15 protein-coding genes are annotated in these 20,029 nt (G+C 67.7%); 7 read left to right on the plus strand and 8 right to left on the minus strand.

The features are described from left to right. The first annotated feature begins 71 nt into the window (after window positions 1-71). Together ACTJLC_RS06890 and ACTJLC_RS06895 are read left to right on the plus strand one after the other, a co-directional pair. A complete protein-coding gene (locus ACTJLC_RS06890) occupies window positions 72-878 on the plus strand; it encodes a metallophosphoesterase (RefSeq protein WP_073430078.1) in 807 nt (268 codons plus the stop codon). A gap of 72 nt (window positions 879-950) precedes the next feature. Then, on the plus strand, window positions 951-1,673 hold the full coding sequence (locus tag ACTJLC_RS06895; RefSeq protein WP_073430079.1) for an SOS response-associated peptidase: 723 nt from the start codon (window positions 951-953) through the stop codon (window positions 1,671-1,673). A 74-nt stretch (window positions 1,674-1,747) separates the two neighbouring features. Here the strand turns inward: ACTJLC_RS06895 and ACTJLC_RS06900 are convergent, their stop codons facing one another. Beyond that, entirely contained in the window at window positions 1,748-1,906 is a 159-nt protein-coding gene (locus tag ACTJLC_RS06900) for a hypothetical protein (RefSeq protein WP_167363289.1), read from the minus strand. 186 nt (window positions 1,907-2,092) lie between these two features. Continuing rightward, window positions 2,093-3,031 carry a LysR family transcriptional regulator gene (locus tag ACTJLC_RS06905; protein WP_073430081.1) on the minus strand — a complete coding sequence of 313 codons (939 nt, stop codon included), beginning with the start codon at window positions 3,029-3,031 and terminating at the stop codon, window positions 2,093-2,095. Window positions 3,032-3,186: 155 nt separating this feature from the next. Here ACTJLC_RS06905 and ACTJLC_RS06910 point away from each other — a divergent pair, with 155 nt between their 5' ends. The 4 genes from ACTJLC_RS06910 to ACTJLC_RS06925 are packed head-to-tail and all read left to right on the plus strand — an operon-like array spanning window position 3,187 to window position 8,257. Continuing rightward, the gene (locus tag ACTJLC_RS06910) at window positions 3,187-4,971 is read left to right on the plus strand and encodes an efflux transporter outer membrane subunit (protein ID WP_073430082.1); all 1,785 of its coding nucleotides are present in this window, start codon (window positions 3,187-3,189) and stop codon (window positions 4,969-4,971) included. An 8-nt stretch (window positions 4,972-4,979) separates the two neighbouring features. After that, entirely contained in the window at window positions 4,980-7,193 is a 2,214-nt protein-coding gene (locus ACTJLC_RS06915; protein ID WP_073430083.1) for an FUSC family protein, read from the plus strand. Beyond that, window positions 7,183-7,383, plus strand: a complete 201-nt coding sequence (locus tag ACTJLC_RS06920) for a DUF1656 domain-containing protein (RefSeq protein ID WP_073430084.1) — start codon at window positions 7,183-7,185, stop codon at window positions 7,381-7,383. The genes ACTJLC_RS06915 and ACTJLC_RS06920 overlap by 11 nt, the downstream gene beginning before the upstream one ends. Before the next feature lie 13 nt (window positions 7,384-7,396). Next, window positions 7,397-8,257: an efflux RND transporter periplasmic adaptor subunit gene (locus tag ACTJLC_RS06925; RefSeq protein ID WP_073430085.1), complete on the plus strand. Its 861-nt coding sequence runs from the start codon at window positions 7,397-7,399 to the stop codon at window positions 8,255-8,257. A 41-nt stretch (window positions 8,258-8,298) separates the two neighbouring features. On the opposite strand, the gene ACTJLC_RS06930 is transcribed toward ACTJLC_RS06925, so the two are convergent. Next, window positions 8,299-9,192: a LysR family transcriptional regulator ArgP gene (locus ACTJLC_RS06930; protein ID WP_073430086.1), complete on the minus strand. Its 894-nt coding sequence runs from the start codon at window positions 9,190-9,192 to the stop codon at window positions 8,299-8,301. A 97-nt stretch (window positions 9,193-9,289) separates the two neighbouring features. Between ACTJLC_RS06930 and ACTJLC_RS06935 the strand changes: the two genes are divergently transcribed. Next, window positions 9,290-9,916, plus strand: a complete 627-nt coding sequence (locus tag ACTJLC_RS06935) for a LysE/ArgO family amino acid transporter (protein ID WP_073430087.1) — start codon at window positions 9,290-9,292, stop codon at window positions 9,914-9,916. A 39-nt stretch (window positions 9,917-9,955) separates the two neighbouring features. Here the strand turns inward: ACTJLC_RS06935 and ACTJLC_RS06940 are convergent, their stop codons facing one another. From ACTJLC_RS06940 to wecB, 5 genes are all read right to left on the minus strand, one after another. After that, on the minus strand, window positions 9,956-10,870 hold the full coding sequence (locus ACTJLC_RS06940) for a hypothetical protein (protein WP_073430117.1): 915 nt from the start codon (window positions 10,868-10,870) through the stop codon (window positions 9,956-9,958). A gap of 111 nt (window positions 10,871-10,981) precedes the next feature. After that, window positions 10,982-13,699 carry an NfrA family protein gene (locus ACTJLC_RS06945; protein WP_440843357.1) on the minus strand — a complete coding sequence of 906 codons (2,718 nt, stop codon included), beginning with the start codon at window positions 13,697-13,699 and terminating at the stop codon, window positions 10,982-10,984. Window positions 13,700-13,971: 272 nt separating this feature from the next. Beyond that, window positions 13,972-16,164, minus strand: a complete 2,193-nt coding sequence (locus tag ACTJLC_RS06950; protein ID WP_073430088.1) for a glycosyl transferase family protein — start codon at window positions 16,162-16,164, stop codon at window positions 13,972-13,974. Continuing rightward, window positions 16,161-18,344, minus strand: coding sequence for a cellulose synthase (locus tag ACTJLC_RS06955; RefSeq protein ID WP_440843413.1), 2,184 nt, complete (start codon window positions 18,342-18,344; stop codon window positions 16,161-16,163). The genes ACTJLC_RS06950 and ACTJLC_RS06955 overlap by 4 nt, the downstream gene beginning before the upstream one ends. Before the next feature lie 359 nt (window positions 18,345-18,703). Continuing rightward, window positions 18,704-19,900 (minus strand): non-hydrolyzing UDP-N-acetylglucosamine 2-epimerase, encoded by a 1,197-nt coding sequence (gene wecB / locus ACTJLC_RS06960; protein ID WP_073430089.1) that lies wholly within the window; start codon window positions 19,898-19,900, stop codon window positions 18,704-18,706. Window positions 19,901-20,029 lie beyond the last annotated feature (129 nt).

The following is a 20,029-nucleotide window of genomic DNA, read 5'->3' on the forward strand; positions in this document are numbered from 1 at the left end:
TTGAAGCCGCCGCGTTTCTGAACGCGTCGGAATGCGTCGTCTGAACGCTATAAATCGCAGGAGCCGTAGCCGTGAAGATTCGAGTGTTGTCCGATCTGCATCTGGAGAACGACGAGCCCGATCTGATCCCGCATGCGCAGGCGGATCTGATCGTGCTGGCGGGCGACATTCACAATCACGCGGCCGGTCCGCGCTGGGCCGCCCAGATCTTCGACGGCGCCGCGCCGGTGGTCTACGTGCCCGGCAATCACGAATACTACGACGGCGAATTCGGCGCGCTCGAAGCCGCCCTGTACGACGCGGCCGCGCAAGTCGACAACGTGCACGTGCTGAACAACGCCGCGCTGGTCGACCGCCAGGGCGGCTGGCGCATCCTCGGCACCACCTTGTGGACCGACTTCGAACTCTACGGCGCGGACCCCGACACGCTCGCCGGGTCGATCGACGCGTCGCGCCGGGTGATGCTCGACTTCCGCGGCCCGATCCAGATGAATTGGCCGCACGACCCCCACGACTCCCCGCGCGACTTCACGCCCGACGACTCGCTCGCGCTGCACCGCCGCGCGCGCGCCTGGCTCGAAAGCGAGCTTGCCAGGCCGTTCGCCGGCAAGACGATCGTCGTCACGCATCACGCGCCGCATCGGCTGAGTCTCGCCGAGCATTACGCGCAAGACCGCGCGTCGGCGGGCTTCGTCAATCATTTGCCGGAACTGGTGCGCTCGCCCGTCGCGTTGTGGATTCATGGGCACACGCACACGTCTTTCGATTACACCGTGAACGGCACACGCGTGGTCTGCAATCCGCGCGGCTACTTCGACCGGCGCAGCGGACAGTGGGAGAACCCACAGTTCGCATGGGATAAGGTCGTCGAGGTGTAGCGCCGCCGCACTCGCGGCACTACGCTGTTGAGATCACCGTGCCGGCGAGGCGCTGGTCCGTGGAGGTCGCTCATGTGTGGTCGAATCAGCCAGTACCGCGATCCGCATCTGTACGCCCGGCATCTCGGCCTCGCCGATCCGCTGATGCTATTCGACGCCGCCGACCGCCGTCCCGGCTATAGCCTCGCGCCGGGCACGCATCCGCTCACGATCTACCCGGACCAGACGCTGCGCGCGATCCATTGGGGCTATTGCCCGGACTGGGCGCGCGAGCAGCATCTGCCGCAGACGATCAACGCGCGCGCCGCCACCGCGCCGAACGCGCGTTACTTCGAGCAACTGTGGAAAACCGGACGCGTGCTGGTGCCCGCGGACGGCTGGTTCGAATGGCACGCGGAAACGGCGCCCGAAAGCAGTGACAGCGCGGGCCCCGCCGCGGAGGTTGCCGCCATGGTCCGCCAGCCCTACTACGTCCACCTGAAGAGCGACGCGCCGATGTATCTGGCGGCATTGTCGAGCGTGCGCGGCACGGAACCGCAAACCGAAGGCATGGGACTGGTGATCGTGACGGCCAACGCCGACGCGGGTCTCGTCGACGTGCACGACCGGCGGCCGCTGGTATTCGGGCCCGAGGCGGCGCGCCGCTGGCTGGACCCCGCATTGCCGGCCGATGAACTCGAACATCTGACGCGCAGCGCCTGCCTCGCGGCCGGGCGGTTCCGCTGGCACCGGGTGGGTCCCGGCGTCGATCGCGTGCTCAACGACGAGCCGGGCCTGATCGAAGCGCTGGACTAAAAGCGGAAGGCGCACAGGCGCCGCTCAAGAAAAACACCTCTGCAGGCCCGCAATATCCAACGCGATAACGACGTTCAACGGTCGCGCCGTTGTCCCCGCGCATCGGGGCGCGCGATCTTGATCGGCACGAGTTGCGGCTGCTGTTCGCGCAGGCGGCGCAGCAAATCGCGCGATGCGGCGATTCCGATCAGTCCAAGCATGACGGCCACGCCGATCATCAGATGCGTATCCATGAATCCCTCGTCCTTCCAGTTGTTGCGATTTGCCGAGCGGCGGTGAATGGAGCGCGTGCGGCCGAAGCGGCAGCGCGTGAACCACACGTTAGCAAATCGACTTGAGCATGAAAGTAAGGAAATGTTGCGGCGCGGCGGTTGTGTAACAGCCTGTCACCGCGCGGCGCGCCACCCCGTCCGCCAGGCTCAGCCGCGCGCGAACTGGCGCAATTCCGCCTGATCGGCGGCCAGCGTGGCGGGCAGTTCGTCGCGCAGAAACTCCACCCACGTGCGGATTTTCGCGTCCAGGTACTGTCGCGACGGATACAGCGCATACAGATTCATTTCCTGCGACGTGTATTGCGGCAGCAACCACACGAACGCGCCGCTACGCAAACCGCTGATCGCCGAATAGATGGGAATCAGGCCGATGCCCATGCCATTACTCACCGCCACCGCCATCGCCTCGGCGACGTTCACCTGGAACGGGGTCGGCCCGAGTGTGATCGTTTCGTCGCCGTTCGGGCCGTCGAAGGTCCATTTGTCGGACGGAAACACCGGCGCCACCATTTGCAGGCAGGTGTGATGCGCGAGATCGGCGGGCGTCTGCGGCACGCCGTGCCGTTCCAGATAAGCGGGCGACGCGCAGGCGATGCTGAAGGCGCTGCCGAGACGCTGCGACACCAGTCCCGAATCGGGCAGGCTGGTGGCCAGCGTCAGCGAGACGTCGAAGCCCTCGTCGAGCAGATCAGGGATGCGCTGCGCCAGCGTCAGTTCGACGTGCACGTCCGGATAGCGCTGCTGATAGCGGCCGACCGCCGGGACCACGTAATGCTGGCCGAAACTCGTCATCGCGTGAATTTTCAGCTTGCCTGCGGGGCGGGCGTGGGCATCGCCCGCCTCGGCTTCGGCCTGATCCACATAGGCGAGGATCTGTTCGCAGCGCTGCAGGTAACGTTCGCCCGCCTCGGTCAGCGCGATGCGGCGCGTCGTGCGGTTCAACAGGCGCGTGCGCAGATGCGCTTCCAGATCGGACACCGCGCGTGACGCGTACGCCGTGGTCGTGTTCAGGTGCTGCGCGGCACCCGTAAAACTGCCCGCTTCGACGACGCGGACAAATACGCGCATGTTTTGAAGCGTATCCATGCCTTTCCTTGGTAATCCGGACCGATTGTTTCACGATTCGTAACGGCGATTATCTCAAATTCCGTAAAAATGCCTTGCACCGTTACGGGTTATTCCGCAATCGATCAAAAAATATAATGGCGCACAAGCTTCTATAGCCAATTTTTGGAGGAATCGTGCAGTCTCCGGTGCCAAAACGGATCGCCGCAACCGCTGTTCTTACGATCCTATTAACAATCGCGGGATGTGCAAGCACCGGAGGCATCGCGCCGCAGGCGAGCGGCATCGAGCCCGCCGCGCTCGACGCGGGCAACGCCATCCGGGCCGCCAATGCCGACGCGCAATGGCCGGCCGCCGACTGGTGGCGCGCCTTTAACGATCCGCAACTCGACGCGTGGATCGAGGCCGCGCAGGCCGGCAATCCGAGCCTCGCGGCCGCTCAGGCGCGCGTGCGCGAAGCGGCGTCGATGGCGGGCGTCGCCCGCGCGGCGCTGTCGCCGCAAGTCAACGGCAATCTGTCGATCCAGCGCCAGAAGTGGGCCGACAACCTGTACTACGGGCCGGGGCCGCTCGCCGGCGAGCAATCGTGGAACAACACGGGCACGCTGGAACTGTCGTATCACCTCGACCTGTGGGGCAAGGACAGCAACGCCGCCGAGCGCGCGCTCGACGCCGCCCACGCGAGCGCCGCCGACGCCCGCGCCGCGCAGCTCGAACTGCAAGGCAATGTGGTGCGCACGTACATCGAGATGTCGATGAACTACGCGCTGCTCGACATCGCCCAAGCGACCTTGCGGCAACAGCAGCAAATCGTCGACCTGGCGAACCGGCGCTTGAAAGGCGGCCTTGGCACGCAACTGGAAGTGAGCCAGGCCGAAACGCCGATGCCGGAGTACGAACGCCAGATCGACGCGCTCGAGGAAAAGATCGCGCTCGGCCGCAATCAGATGGCGGCGCTGGCCGGCAAGGGCCCCGGCGCGGGCGACTCGATCCAGCGCCCGGCGCTGTCGCTCGCCACGCCCGCCGGCCTGCCGAGCGCGTTGCCCGCCGATCTGATCGGCCATCGGCCGGACGTGGTCGCCGCGCGCTGGACGGTGGCGGCGCAGGCGCGCGGCATCGACGTCGCCAAGGCCGGCTTTTACCCCGACATCGACCTGCTGGCGTCGATCGGCGGTTATGCGGCGATGGGCCCGCTGTTCCAGTTCCTGAAGAGTCCGTCGCATAGCTGGACGGCCGGTCCCGCGCTGTCGCTGCCGATCCTCGACGGCGGGCGCCTGCGCTCGCAGCTCGGCGCGGCGTCGGCCGGATACGACGAGGCCGTCGAGCGCTATAACCAGGCGATCGTCGGCGCGTTGAAGGACATCTCCGACCAGGTGATCCGCATCCGCTCGCTCGCGACCCAGGCCGCTGACGCCGAGCGGTCGGTCGCGGCGGCGCGCAGGAACTACGACCTGTCGCGCGAAGGTTATCGGCGCGGCCTGACGGACTACCTGAACGTGCTGATCGCGCAAAACCAGTTGCTGCACGCCCAGGAAGGCGTCGCGAAGATTCAGGCCGAGCGCCTCGGCGCGCACGCGTCGCTCGTCACCGCGTTGGGCGGCGGGCTCGACGAGCCGGCCAACGGTCCGCAGGCGAATGAGACGCTGCCGGGGCATGGCAAGGGCAAGGGCCAGGCGAACAGCCAGGCGGCGGCGGGTTCGAACGCTGCGGCCGCGGTCACGCCGTCGCAAGCGGGTTCAACCGGCCGCACGAAAAACAACGCGCCCGCCACGCGTGATGCGGTCCACATGCGAAGCCTCGCTATCACGCCGAAGAAGCCGTCATCGGCCGCGGTCAACGCGCAACCCGTAAGCGCCGCGGCAGACACGCCGTCACCGGCCACGGCCAACGCGCAACCCATAAACGCCGCGGCAGCCACACGGCCGCGATCCGCCAACGCGGCTGCGCCCGCGGCCGAGTGAGGACCATCATGCCCCTCTCTCCGTCAACCGCGCCACGCCCGATGCCGTTCGCCCCGCTCCGCTCTGCCGCCGCCGACTGGGCGCGCACCGACGGCCTCACCTGGATCTATCTGTTCAAGGCGCTCGCCGCGTGCTTCCTCGCGCTCGGCATCGCGATGAAACTCGACCTGCCGCAGCCGCGCACCGCGATGACCACCGTGTTCATCGTGATGCAGCCGCAAAGCGGCATGGTGTTCGCCAAAAGCTTCTACCGGATTTGCGGCACGCTGGTCGGCCTCGTCGTGATGCTCGCGCTGCTCGGCCTGTTCGCGCAGCAACCGGAAATGTTCATCGTCTCGACCGCGATCTGGGTCGGCATCTGCACCGCGGGCGCGGCGCGCAACCGCAACTTCCGCTCGTATGGCTTCGTGCTGGCCGGCTACACCGCGGCGCTGATCGGCATCCCGGCCTCGCAGCATCCGGACGGCGCGTTTCTGAGCGCGCTCACGCGGGTCGCCGAAGTGGTGCTCGGCATCGTCTGCGCGGGCGCGGTGAGCGGCCTCGTGTTCCCGCAGTACGCCGGCTTGCAGATGCGCGGCACCGTGCGCGCGCGTTTCTCGGCCTTCGTCGAGTATGTGTCGGCGTCGCTCGCCGGCCGCAACGATCGCGCGCAAATCGAGGCGACCAACGCGCGCTTCGTCGCCGACATCGTCGGTTTCGAGGCGGCGCGCAGCGTGGCCGTGTTCGAGGGACCGGACTCGCGCATGCGCGGCGGCCGGCTCGCGCGGCTGAACAGCGAGTTCATGACGGCGTCGACGCGCTTTCACGCGCTGCATCAGTTGATGAACCGATTGCGCGATGCGGACACGAGCGGCGCGGCCGTCGCGATCGATGCGCTCGAACCGTACTTCAAGGAAATCGCGCCGCTGCTCGCGAAGTCCGGCGAGCCCGTGCTGAGCGCGGCCGATGCCGCTCACGCCGCCGCGCAACTCGAGGCCTACAAGGCCGAGTTGCCGAAACGCGTGCGAGCGACGCGCGCGCAGCTCGACGTGTACCCCGACGCGCCGCTGCTCGACTTCGACACCGGCGCGGAGCTGCTGTACCGCTTCATCGACGATCTGCATGCCTACGCGGCCACCTATGCGTCGCTCGCCGTCGACAGCCACGAGCGCGAGCGCTGGATCGAGCGTTACGAGCCCAAAACCAACGCGATCGCGGCGGGCGTGTCGGGCCTGCGCGCCGCCATCGTGATGCTGGTGCTCGGCGCGTTCTGGATCGCCACCGCCTGGCCGAGCGGCTCGACCTTGACGTTGAACGCGGCCGCCGTGTGCGCGCTGGCCTCGTCGTCGCCGGACCCGAAGCGCACCGTGTTCCAGATGGCCGGCGGCACGCTCGCCGCTGCGGTCATGGGCATGATCGCGGTGTACGGCGTGTTTCCGCATATCGACGGATTCCCGCTGCTGTGCGCCGCGCTTACGCCGTTCCTGCTGCTCGGCGTGTTCATGACGACGCGGCCGGCGCTGGCGGGCTACGGCGTCGGCTACTGCATCTTCTTCTGCTTCCTGGCCGGCCCGGACAACGTGATTCACTACGACCCGAGCGGCTTCATGAACGACGCGCTCGCGCTCGTGCTGTCGATGCTGGTGTCGTCGGTGGCGTTCGCCGTGTTGCTGCCGCCGTCGACGCCGTGGCTGCGCAACCGCCTGCTCGTCGATCTGCGCCGTCAAGTGGCGCTGGCGAGCCGCGCGAGCCTCGGTCGCGTGCGTTCGCGCTTCGAGAGCGGCGCGCGCGATCTGATGTTCCAGATCAACTCGCTCGCGCCGAACGAACCCGAACTCAAGCGCGACACGTTGCGCTGGCTCTTCTCGGTGCTGGAAGTCGGCAACGCAGTGATCGACCTGCGCCGCGAAGTGGCGGCGCTGCCCGCCGACGCGCGCTACGCCAGGTCGATGCCGTGGCGCGTCTCGCTGCGCGCGATGCGCGGCGCGCTGACCGCGCTGTTCGACGCGCCGCGCGCGGACCGTTTCGACCGCGCGCTCGCGGCGACCGCCGATGCGATCGCCGCCGTTCAGCAGACGCTGGCCGCCTTCACGCCGCCGCGTGAGGAGCGGCATCGGTTGCAGCGCATTTTGAGTCACCTGCATTTCATTCGTACCGCGCTGCTCGATCCGCAATCGCCGCTTGAAGCGTTGATGAGCGGAACTGCCGGCGCGTCGTCAGAAGGAGTTCGCCATGCCGCGTGATATCGCCGTTTTCGACGCCTACGTGCCGGCCATCGTGCTGCTGTTCATCGCGGGCGCGCTGCTCACCTGGATGCTGGATCGCGCGATCGCCTATACGGGCCTGTATCGCGTGGTGTGGCACCCGTCCCTGTTCCGGGCCAGCTTGCTCGTGTGTGTGTGCGGCGTGCTCGGTCTCGCCGTTTATCGTTGATCAGAGTCGAAACATGACCATCCGAAATATCGTGGGCTTCATCGCGACAGCCGTTATTTTTGTCGTCGCAATTTTGATTGGACGCGTGTTGTGGGTTCATTACATGGATGAACCCTGGACGCGCGACGGACGCGTGCGCGCCGAGATCGTCAACGTGGCGCCGGACGTCTCGGGCGCCGTGGTCGATCTGCCCGTGAAGGACAATCAACTGGTGAAGAAAGGCGATCTGTTGATGCAGATCGATCCGTCGCACTACCAGATCGCCGTGGAGCAGGCACAGGCCGCCGTGGCGGCACGCAAGGCCGAATTGCAGATGAAGCGCGACGACGCCCGCAGGCGCGCCGACATGGATGCGCTCGTCGTCTCGCGCGAGAGCCGCGAGAATGCGACGCATACGGCGTCCGCGGCCGAGGCTTCGTATCAGCAGGCGCTCGCCGCGCTCGATGCGGCTAGGCTGAATCTGGCGCGCACGCGGGTCGTCTCGCCGGTCGACGGTTACGTCACCAACCTGAACGTGTTCCGCGGGGACTATGCGACAGCGGGCATCGCCAAGCTGGCGATCGTCGATAGCCACTCGTTCTGGGTGTATGGCTACTTCGAGGAAACCAAGCTGCCGCGCGTGCGGGTCGGCGATAAAGCCGAGGTTCGGCTGATGAGCGGCGGCACGATTCAGGGGCACGTCGAGAGTATTTCGCGCGGCATTTATGATCGCGATAATCCGCAAAGCCGCGAGTTGCTGGCGGACGTGAATCCGACCTTCAACTGGGTACGCCTCGCGCAGCGCGTGCCGGTGCGCGTGAAGATCGACTCGGTGCCGGAGGGGATCGTGCTGGCGGCGGGGATTACCTGCACGGTTGTCGTTAAACCGGGCTAATGATTGTTCCCGCTTTTCCCCACGGTCGTTCCCGCGCGGCGTCAATCCAGACACTCCGCCGCCCGCTTGCGCAGCCCCGCGCCAAAATCGTCGAGCCAGCCGATCGACAGACGCCAGCTCTGCCAGTACAAATCCACGTCGATGTGCTTGCCGGGCGCCATCTCCACCAGTTCGCCGCTCGCCAGATGCGCGGCGATCATCCGTTCGGGGCACATGCCCCAGCCTAGCCCCGTCACGCACGCGCGCAAGAAACCGGCGACGTGCGGAATCCAGTGCAGCGGCGGATCGATTTCCGCGCGCGTGATGCGGCGCATGAAGCGCTTTTGCAACTGGTCCTTCGGATTGAAATCGATGCACGGTGCGCGCCGCAAACTCTCGCGCGTGACGCCGTCGGCAAAATGGCGCGCAAGAAAAACCGGCGAGCAGACCGCCAGATAGCGCATGCGCCCCAGACGCGTGGACCGGCAGCCCTGCACCGGCTCGGCTTGCGTGGTCACCGCGCCTTGCACGCTGCCGTCGCGAATCCGCTGCGCGGTGTGGTCCTGATCGTCGATCACGAGATCGAGCCGCATTTCCCGTTCGACGCAGAACTGCGCGACCGCGTCGATGAACCAGGTGCCGACGCTGTCGTCGTTGACCGCGACGCGCAACGCCGGCCACGGCTCCACCAGCGCGCCGGGCAGCGCCGGCAAGCGCCCCGTCAACTCCGCTTCGAGCAATTGCACGCGTTCGGTGTGGCGGCACAGCAGCGCGCCCGAGGTGGTCGCGACACACGGCTGGCCGCGCTTGACGAGCACGCTGCCGACCCGCTCCTCGAGCAGCTTGACGCGCTGTGAGACCGCCGACGGCGTCACGTTCAGTTCGCCGGCCGCACGCTCGAACGAACCGTGCCGCACCACGGCGGCCAGCGCGTCGAGCAACGCATAGTCGAGCATTAGCGTTCCTTAGTCTGCGTTAAGTAAATTAGCTTCTCTTATGGAAGCCGAAACCGCAGACTAGCCCCGTTCGCTTCACTCGTCTACTGGATCCATTATGAACTGGCTGTCTTTTTCTCACGGCGCCGCCCTGTGCGCATCGCTGATCGTCACGATCGGCGCGCAGAACGCCTTCGTCCTGCGCCAGGGCATCATGCGCTCGCATGTCGGCAAGATCGTGCTGCTGTGCGCGCTGTCGGATTGCATTCTGATCGGCGCGGGCGTGGGCGGCGCGTCGGTTCTGGTGGAGCGCTACCCGCTGTTCGTGCACACCATGCTGTACGTCGGGCTCGCTTATCTGGCGTGGTTCGGCATCAGTGCGCTGCGGCGCGCGGTGCGTCCCGGCCATGCGGTGCTGGATGCCGATGCAAACGGTGCGGCCTCCGGCGCACAGGCGCAGCGCGCCGTGCCGGTCATGCTGATGACGCTGGCTCTCACATGGCTCAATCCGCACGTCTATCTCGACACCTTCCTGCTGATCGGTACAGCCGGCGCGCGCGAACCGGCCGACGCGCGGATGGTCTTCGCCCTCGGCGCGATGGCGGTGAGCGGCGTCTGGTTCGTCGGCCTGGGTTACGGCGCGCGCGCGTTGGCGCCGCTGTTTCGCCGCGCAACGGCATGGCGCATTCTGGACGGCGCGATCGGCAGCATGGTGTTGCTGCTCGCGGTGACGCAGTTGCGCTAGGCGCGGGCACGGGTGCGGGTGCGCCCTCTCACTGCCCTGTTACTTCCGCGCTTCCTGCATGTCCAGCAATTCCCGCACGAGTTGCGCCGACACGTAATGCGGGCCATCGAACAGATAGGTCCGATAGCCGCGATACGCGAGCAGTTGTGGCGTCAATTCCTCGGCGCGCGCCGGACGAAACGCGCCGCCCCCGGCGGGACGAAAAGCCTCGGCGATGATCCGCACGCGATGCTTGCCGAGCCGCGCGGCCAGCGCATCCGCATAGCCGCGCGCGGCGGCCGGGCCGCGTGCATAAACACCGCAACCGTCCTGTAAAAACACGCCGACGTCGCGCGGCAGCCAGCCGTCGAGCCACGCGGCGAGCGCCGCTCCGCCGATGTTCGAGTTGTCGTAGACGCTGATCCACAGAGGCCGCGGCAGTTGATCGAGCAAGGGCGCGAGCGATGCGGCGTCTTGCCAGGTCGGATCGACTTCCACCGGAAAGTAATACCCGTCGATGCGAACCGGCGGCCGCGCCGCCGCCAGTTTCTTCGAGCGCTCGACCAGTTGCGCCGCTTGCGCGCGCGCCTGTTTCTCGTCGAAACGACCCGCGAGACCGACGATCACGTTGCGCGCCCACGGCTCGCCGGCGATCCGCGTCCAGTCCGGCAGACGGCGGGCCGTGCGCAACGCGGTGCCCTGCGGATTGCCGAGCGGCAGAAACGACGTGTCGTCCACGGCCGTCCACTGCACCAGCAGATCGGTCACGCCGAGGCGATCCCAATCGCCGCGCGGATCCACGTGGTCCTCGTCGAGCTGCCAGACGACGCCTTGCGCCAATGCGCCGGTGTCGCCGGATGCGGGCGTCGCGCAACCATGGACGAACGCCGCGCACGCGCTCGCCGCGAGCAGCGTGCGCCGCCGCGGCGATGCCGGTTCGCCGGCTTGCGTCTGAAGGCCGGGCGAATTACGCATCGAGTTGCCGCTGCCGTCTGGAATGAAAGCCACCATGTTCTCCGCGCCAGCCGCGCAGGGTCGAGACATCTGGATTATCCACGCACATCGCCGGCATTGAAGGCATTCGGCTCAATACGAGTAGATCATCCCGAAGAACACGCCGCGCGCGCGTTCGTCGCCGGCGATCTTCAGGCGGTACTGCACGGACAGATCGACATACGAACGCGGCGCGTCGTACTGGCTGTCGCGGAACCAGTAACGCGTCGAAATCCCCACGCCCGCGCCGAACGGAATGCTGTGATTGACGCTGGAATCGTAGTCGGCGCCGATCACCGCGTACGGGAACACCGTCCACTTCGGGCTGTAGCTGTCCATGCGGAAGGTGCGGCCCAGTTGCAGATTGGTGGTCGCGTAGACCGAGCCGGTGTTCAGATAGGCGCCCGTTTCGGCATAGAGTTTCGCGGTCCACCATGACGGCACGTCCACGCGGCGCTCGATGCCGAAGCCGCCCGAATACGCGAGCCGCGCGAGCCAGTCCGGGTTGACGCGCGAGCCGATCGGAATGATCCGTTCGAAGGCGACGATCGCGTCGATCTGCGAGAACGGCTTGGCGCGCGCGCCGACGGTGGCCTGCAAGGTCTCCACGCCGCTCGCGCCGCCGTTCTTCACGCCGAAGCTTTCGTAGCCGCGCGCGTACAGTTCGAGCATCCGCTCGCCGAGACTGCCGAACGGACGCCAGTACGCTTCCACGCCGGCTTGCCAGTTGTTCGAGGTGCCGGGCGTCGGCGACGACGCATAGCCCGGCTGCATGCCCGCGCCGCGATAATTGAGCGACGTATTGAAGCCCCAGTCGCGCGTCACTTCGGCGTGCGCGCTGCGCATGTCGTTCAGTTGCACGGGCGTCGGGGACGGCGTGTCGCCGGCGGGGCTCGCGCTCGCGTCGATCGCTTGCTCGAAGTAGCGCGCGGCCTCGCGATTGCGATGCGCGTGGAGCGCCGCATAACCCGCGTCGGCGTGGGCGGCGGCCGGCAGCGTGCCGGCCTCGTCGGCCATGCTGAAGCGCCGGTAGGCGACGCGGTTGTTGCCGGCGCGCTGCGCGATGTACGCGGCGCTCATGTCGGGCAGCGCGTCGAGCATGCCGGCCGCGAGCATCTGTTGGGCTTCGTGCGTCGCGCCGCGTTGATCGCCGGCCGCGCTCAGTGCGTTGATCAACTGCACGCGATGCTGCGGATCGTCGGGCGCGGCCTTCACCGCGTCGCGTGCGTGGGCTACCGCAGCGCTTTTGTCCTTTGCGGCGGCGGCCAACGTCGCGGCGCGCGCCGCCGCGAAGCCGGGATCGGCGGCGTAGACGTCGCAGCTCGCGCCGAACCGGTCGACGACGCAGTCGATCACCGGGCGACGGGCGGGGTCGAGGGAAAGTTGTGGGGGGTTTGGTGCGCTCGAAGCGTTCGATGCGTTCGATGCGTTCGATGCGTTCGATGCGTTCGATGCGTTCGATGCGTTCGATGCGTTCGATGCGTTCGATGCGTTCGGTGCGTTCGGTGCGTTCGGTGCGTTCGGTGCGTTCGAGGCATTCGGTGCGTTCGAGGCATTCGGTGCGTTCGATGCGTTCGATGCGTTCGATGCGTTCGGTGCGTTCGATCCATTCGACCCAACAAAGCCGCTCGCTGCGCGAGCACCGCCCGCCGCCTCGCCACCCGCGCCCACCCCACCCAACGCTTGCCGCGCCCGCTGGCGACGCAGCGCAATCGCCGCATCCGTGTCGTCACCGCCCGCCTTCAGCGGCGCGAGCAGATCGAGCGCGCGCCGCGGTTGCCCTTGCGCGATCCACACATCGGCGATGATCGCGCGCGCCACGCGCTGATCGCGCTGCGTGGCGCCAGTGAGATGCAATGCCTTGTCGAAGTCCGTCTCCGCCTCGACCGTCCTGCCTTGCGCGGCCAACGCGTAGCCGCGCAGCGTGAGCGGCATGATCGCCGTATCGTTGGCCGCGACCGCCGCGCTTGCCGCGGCCTGCGCACCCGGCAGATCGTTCGCGGCAAACAGCGCGTCGATCAGTTGCAGACGATAGCCGAGGTGGTCCGGCGCATAAGCGACGGCTTCGCGCGCGCGCGCCACGGCCTCCGCGTCGTCGCCCTGCTGTCGCGCCGCTTGCGACGCCGCGGACGGCCTCGGCGCAAGCCGGCTGCCGATAAAGCCGCGGCGCAAGCGCAACTCGTCGCTGTCGCCGAAGCGCTTGACGGCATCCTGATCGGCGTTCCACGCGTCGCTGTCCTGACCCGCCGCGCTCGCCGCGTCGATGAGAAGCAGGCGCAGCCGCAGCAGATCGGGGCGCAGCGCGATCGCCTGATTCGCATACTTGACGGTCCCCGCGAAGTCCTTCGCCGCATACGCTTTATAAGCCTGCTGCGCGGCGTTGAGCGCGGCCCCGCTCAACGCGTTCGGATCGCCCGGTTGCCGACGGGCCGGACGGGCGACCGCGCGCGTCGACACGTTGAGCGCGTCGATCTGCTTGCGGCGCGCCACCAGCGCCGGATCGCCGCCGAGCTGCGCGATGGCGTCGCCGAGCGAGCGGCTCGCCTCGCCATAACGGCGTTGCGCGGCCAGCGCGTTGGCGAGCAGCATCCGCAGCGATACGACGTCGGGCCGCTGACGAATCGCCTCGCGCGAGCGCGCGACGGCGCCCGCGTAGTCGCCGCGACCGTAGGCGTCGTACGCTTCCTGGGCGACGCGGTAAGCGGCGCCGGTCAACGGCAGCGTGTCCTGCCCGGATGCAGCCGGGCGCGGCGCGTTCGCCGCGCCTTGCGCGCAGACCGGGCCGCTCACGCACAAAGCGCCGGTCAGCATCGCGGCAGCGACGGCACGCAGGGTGAAGGCCGGAGCTTGAGCTTGAGCTTGAGCTTGAGCTTGAGCCGATGCCGGAGCCGGAACCGATACCGAAACCGGAGCCGATGCGCCATAAGCCGCCGCCAAGGACTCGCTCAAAGACCGACCCAAAGACCGGCTCAAAGACCGACCCAAAGAATCAGCCAAAGCCCCCGCCAAAACCACCGAACCTGAAGCCGAAAACGACGACGAAACCCGTGCCATCCCCGCACGCCGGTTGAAAAATGAATCGATCATTCGGAGGCCGCCAGAGCGCCCTGCAGGCGGCGCTGTTGCTGGATTACGTTGTCGAGCGCGTCGGGCGAGATCACGCCGCGCGCCACCATGTAGTCGCCGATCCGGCCGTGCCGGTCCGGGCGGTAGTCCTGCATCGCCGCTTCGAACGCCTCGCGGCGCACGTGGCCGTGCTCGATCAGCAGATCGCCGATCAACGGCACGCTGCGCGCCGGCACGGGCATGGCCGCGGACTCGCCCGCGGCGCCGCGTGCCGCCGCGCCCTCGCCTTCCGGCCAGCCGATCGCGACGCCGCGCAACAGACGCAGCCCCGCGGCGATCTCGCCTTCGCGGACGATCTCCTGCTGCACCGGCCCGCCCGCCAGCGCGCCCAATTCCGCGACCACCGGCTCCGCCAGCGGACTCGCGGTCAGCAAGATCGTGCGCCCGCCCGCCTCGTCGGCCTGCGGCAACACGCGATGCCGCACGATCGCCTCGAGCGGCAGCCGCGCGGCGTCCGCCTGAACGCGTTCGACGTCCAGCCGGCCACGCGGCAGATCGGACTGGAAGGCGATCGCTTCGGCGAGCGTTTCCTCGTCGAGCCAGCCCTTGGCCATCAGCACGCGGCCGAGCGGCGCCTCGCGCGCATGGCTTTCGCCGAGCGCCTGTTCGAGCTTGTCCGGGTCGATCGCCTGCCACGACAGCAGCAATTCGCCCAGGCGCTGGCGTCGATTATTGAAGCCCTCCGCGGACGGAAAGTCGTGCATGGTCTTGTCCCATGCGAGCCGCTTGCCCGTCACCAGATGCGTGATGAACATCTTCCATGCGCGCGAGACGGCCATGAAATTGACGAAGTTGCCCACCACCATGCGCGGCACCGACAGCACGCCATGCTCCCAGCCGTACAGCCGGGTCACGAAGTAGATCCGCTGCACGACGCGCAACACGAGCGCACAGCCGTTGGCCCACAACAAGCCTTGCAGCCAGGCCGAATCGGCGAACGGCGAAGCGATCAGTTCCGGCATCCAGCCGAGCAGACCCGCGCCGGCGAACAGCAGGAACTGCGCGACCAGCACATACGCGAGAATGCCGACGAAGGCCGTGACGATCCCCTTGCGGTCACGGAACAGCAGATAGCGATTGGTGAGCGAGCCGGTCCAGCCGGTCTGCTTCCACCCTTGCAAACCGATGCCGAGCGTCCAGCGCGCGCGTTGCCGGTAAGCGGTGCGGAACGTATCGGGAAAGAATTCGCGCACGCACAGCGGCATCGTCACGGTGATGTCGCGTTCCTTGCCGAAGCCGAACCACGCCTTGCGGCGCGTCGCGAACTGCACCGGAAAGCGCGCGAAAATCGACTGCATGCCCATCTTGCCCAGACGCGCGCCGACGTCGTAGTCCTCGGTCAGGCTCTCCGTGTTGAACGGCTGGTTGTCGGTCTCGGCGATCAGCCCGAGCAGCGCGCGCCGCGAAAAACAGGTGCCCACGCCCGCCGAGGGCACCGAGCCCACCAGGCTCTCGCGCACCACGAGATCTTTCGCGTGCCATTCGGCGAACTCGTCCATATAGGTGCCGGCCACGAGTTCGAACCAGTTGCGCTCGAGCGACGCCACCGGCAACTGGATCATGTCCTTGCGCGGCAGCAGGTAGTTGAAAAAGCGCAATTCCACCGGATGCAGCACGTCCTCGCTGTCGTGCAGCACCACGCCCGCGAACTCGATGCCGGCTTCCTTCTCGTACTTGAAGATCGCCTGGATTACCCAGTTCAGGCAGTCGGCCTTGCAGGTCGGACCGTCGTGCGGCACTTCCACGCGGCGCAATTGCTTGTAGCGGCGGCGCATGCGTTCCACTTCGGCGATGGTCTGCGGATCGTTCTGATAGGTGCCGACGAACACCACATAGTTGCGGTAATCCATCACCCGCACCATGTCCTCGATCATGGCCGCGACCACGTCGTACTCGTGCCACGCGGGCACCATGATCGCGATCGGCTGCTCGTCGCGCTGATACAACTGCGCGGCGGTGAGCGGCTTATAGGCGCGCTGCACCGTCAGGCGGCGATAAAGCAGCCGGGTCCAGTACCAGAGATCGATGAACAGATCGTCGAGACTCGACAGCAGGATGATGAACGCCACCGCCGCCGCGGCGTATTCGAGCCCGTGGTAGTAATGGGCGACCGCATAGCCGCCATACCATTCGATCAGCGCGAGGCTCACGACTTGTCCTGATGCCTGCGGCGCGCCACGTTGGCGATCAGCAGCAGGACGAGCAGCAACGCGACGAGCGCGGCCGGCACGCCCCAGCGCACCCAGCCCTGCATGAACCACGGACCGTGCACGTCGCTCGCGTCGACCACCTCGCCCGGATGGCGCGTGTCGAACTGGCGCAGCGTGCCGCTCGCGTCGACGATCGCGAGGTCGCCGCGCGAGAGCCGCAGCGAGGCCGGCAGGATCGCCGCCGTGTCGCCCACCGTGCGATACGCGATGCCCGACACGTTGCCCGACCTGACCGCCTCGATCACGCCGACGCGGTTCAGACCCGACACGTCGGCGAGCATCTTGCCGGACGCGTCGGTGAGCGACAGGCGGTCTTTCGACAGACGCGCGACGCTCTTCTCGTCGGCGAGCGCGACGTCGGCGGCGAGGAAGGCGCCCTTCGGGCTCACCGCCTCGCCCTCGCGCGCGACGGTGAAGCTCGCGCGCGTCGGCGCGATGCCGCTCGCGTTCGCAAGGCGCGCGAGACGCGACAGCACCAGGGTCGCGTCGTCGAGATACGAGGCCGGCACGATCACGTTCGCCTCCGACGCGAAGCGCGCCACCATGCCGGTGAAGTCGTCGTCGACCTTGGCGGCGGCGAGCGTCAGATGACTGCTCGGCAACACCGCGACCGGATGGCTCAGGCCGCGCTGGCAGCCGGCTTCCGGCTGGCGCTGGAACACCACGCGCAGCAGGTTGTTCGGCGCGAGCGCGTAATGCGGCACGCGCGCCTCGATGCGCTGAGGCTTGCCGTCGGCGCTGAGCAGTTGCGAGCCGATCAGCACGTCGTTGAAATACACCGAGGCGGTCTGCGCGCTGTTGCCGGGCGTGGGCGACGCGGCCACGTCGAGCACCACCGTCGACGGCAGCTTGCCGTTGCCGGACGCGGCGCCGAGGTCGAAATTCGCGTCCCAGGTGGCGCGGCCTTGCACGTCGAGCGTGCGCGGCTGGCCGCCGAGCAGCGACAGCGCGATTTCATCGCCGTGCGAATTCGGCGCGGTGTCGATCTGATGGACCACGAGACGGCTCGCCACGTCGATCGGACGCCACGTGCGCGCGAGCAGCGCCACCGCGTCCTTGTCGCCGAGCACGATCGCGGTTTGTCCGCCGAGGTGCGCGACCCGCACTTCGCCCGGCGAGAGCGGCTTGGCAACGGCGTCGAGCGCGCGGGCACGCCATGCGTCGAATGCTTCGGCCGCGCCGGGGGCCGCGCTCGCCACCTGCTCGCGCAACGCGTCGAGCGTGCTCTTCAGCGTGCCGCGCAGCGCATCGTCGACGACGATCACGTCCGGCGCGAACGCCGCGCGCGGCGTGAGCGCGACCAGCGCGCCGGCTTCCGCCGCATTCGCCAGCTTGTGCGAGCCGCCCGCGGCCAGCGCGGCAAACGCCGGAATCGCGCGCAGCGGCGCGGGCACGTCGATGTCGCTCAAATCGACGGTGTCGCCCACGGCGGGCCAGGCGCGCGTCAGCGGCGCGCGGCCTTCGCGTTGCAGCAGCGCTTCGACGCGCCAGCCGGCATCGAACGCCGGCGCGCCCAGCGTGCGCGCGCCGAGCATCACGACCGGCTTCTGCGGCAATGCGCTCCACGCGCCGCGCAGATCGACGATCGCGTTCGGATCGTAGCGATAGGTCAGGCGCGAGGTCGGCGCGATGCGCCAGAGGTTGCCGATCGCGGTCTGGTCGGTGCACACGTCGTCGCTCAACACCGACGACCAGTCGAGCCCCACGCGCACGAAACCGCTCGGCCGCGCCGCGCCGTCCACGCCGAGGCTCGCCGAGGCGTCGCCCTGCTCCTGGGTCGGACTGCGCGACAGCACCGGCGAGCCGTCGAGCGACACCAGCAGGGTGGTACGCCCGCCGTTGCCGCGCAGATAGCCGCCGTCGATCTGCAACGACGCATCGCTCAAGGGCACGCCGGCCGGCACCGGCAGATACAGTTCCTGACGCGCGTCCGGCGCATGCAGCACGACCGGATCGCGCATGCCGAGATCGGCCAGCGATACGGTGCGTGTCGCGAGACGTCCGCTGCCGAGTTGCGCGAAACTGCCCGCGACGTCGGCCGGCTGTTGGGCGTGCGCGGCGGCGGCCAGCAACAGCAGCGCGGCGAGCGCGTTCGGGCGGGCGCGCGTGAAGCGGCGCATGGGCGTATCGGAGGTCACGTCGGAGATCACCTGGTTTTGTCTCTTGATTGGCGCGCAAGCGGCGAAACCGGATTGCGCGGCATGGATAGTCTGGAACTGGTCTGGAACGGTCGGCCCGGCGCTGCGCCAGTCTTTGCGTTGGATGTCCTCGCTCGCGGCGCTAGTGGGACGGCGAGCGAATCCCTGCAATAACGGCACCGCGGGGCGTTTCCTGAACCCCGCCGCGCATTCCGCGCGTATCTTTGCCTTCGCGAGATGCGCCGCGTTCGGCATATACGCCGGCAAATGCACACGCACAACGAACACCAACCGCCATTCTCGCGCCTCGCGCTCGGACAGCGGCGTCCCGCTTCTCTTCTCTACTGCACAACGCCAGGCAGCGGCACGCGCGGCACATAAGGCATTTCGCCGATGCCGCCGCTCGCGAATTCCTCGAACGGACGTCCGCTCAGCGCCGCGACGATCCGCTCGGAGGCATGGCCGTCGCCGTATGGGTTGACGCGATGCGCGAACTCGTCGCGCTCGCTCGCGTCTTCGAGCAAGCCCGTCACCGCGCGCACGATCGCCTCGCGCGCCGTGCCGACGAGGCGCACCGTACCCGCCGCCACCGCTTCCGGCCGCTCGGTCACGTCGCGCATCACGAGCACCGGCTTGCCGAGCGCGGGCGCTTCTTCCTGCACGCCGCCCGAGTCGGTCAGGATGATCGTGGCGCGCTGCATCAGGCGCACGAAGCCGAGGTAATCGAGCGGCTCGATCAGATGAACGTTGCGCGCGGCGCCCAGCGTTTCCTGCACGGGACCGCGCACGTTCGGATTCAGATGGACCGGATAGACGATCTGCACCGCATTGGTTCGGGCGAGATCGGCGAGCGCCGCGCAAATGTTGGCGAAGCCCGCGCCGAAGCTCTCGCGCCGATGGCCGGTGACCAGCAGCAACGGCAGCGCGCCGTCGAGGAACGGCAGGCGCGCGTCGAGTTCGGCGCGCAACGCCGGGTTCGCGGCGATACGCGCGGTGGTGAGATTGAGCGCGTCGATCACGGTATTGCCGGTTACGATCACCTTACCGTGCAGCGCTTCGTGCGCGATGTTCGCCTTCGAGCTCGCGGTGGGCGCGAACATCAGATCGCTCACGAGGTCGACCACGCGGCGATTCATCTCTTCGGGCCAGGGCTGCACGAGGTTGCCGGTGCGCAGCCCCGCCTCGACGTGGCCGATCGGAATGCGGCGATGAAACGAGGCAAGCGCCGCCGCCGACGCCGTGGTCGTGTCGCCGTGCACCAGCACGCGATCCGGCTTGACCGTGGCGAGCACCTCGTCGAGCGAGGCGATCAGACGCGACGCGAGGCCGTTGAGCGTCTGGTTGCCGGTCATGAGGGCGAGATTGTGATGCGGCACGATCTCGAACAGATCGAGCACCTGATCGAGCATCTGCTGATGTTGCCCGGTGACGCAGACCACCGATTCGAGGTCGGCGCTCGCTTCCAGTTGCTTGACGAGCGGCGCCATTTTGATGGCTTCCGGCCGCGTGCCGAAAATCGACAGAATTCGCGTTGGCATGGGTCCTCGTTCTTCTTGAACTCGGTGGATGGAGGGCGATGCACCAGGCGCGATGCATGGATACCGCAGGCGTACTGCGGAAGAATTCTATCGCGTATTTCCGCCGTTTCCGTGGCGGATTTTCACTGG

It is taken from the genome of Paraburkholderia sp. 22099 (genome assembly GCF_052045835.1).
Taxonomy (GTDB): domain Bacteria; phylum Pseudomonadota; class Gammaproteobacteria; order Burkholderiales; family Burkholderiaceae; genus Paraburkholderia; species Paraburkholderia terricola.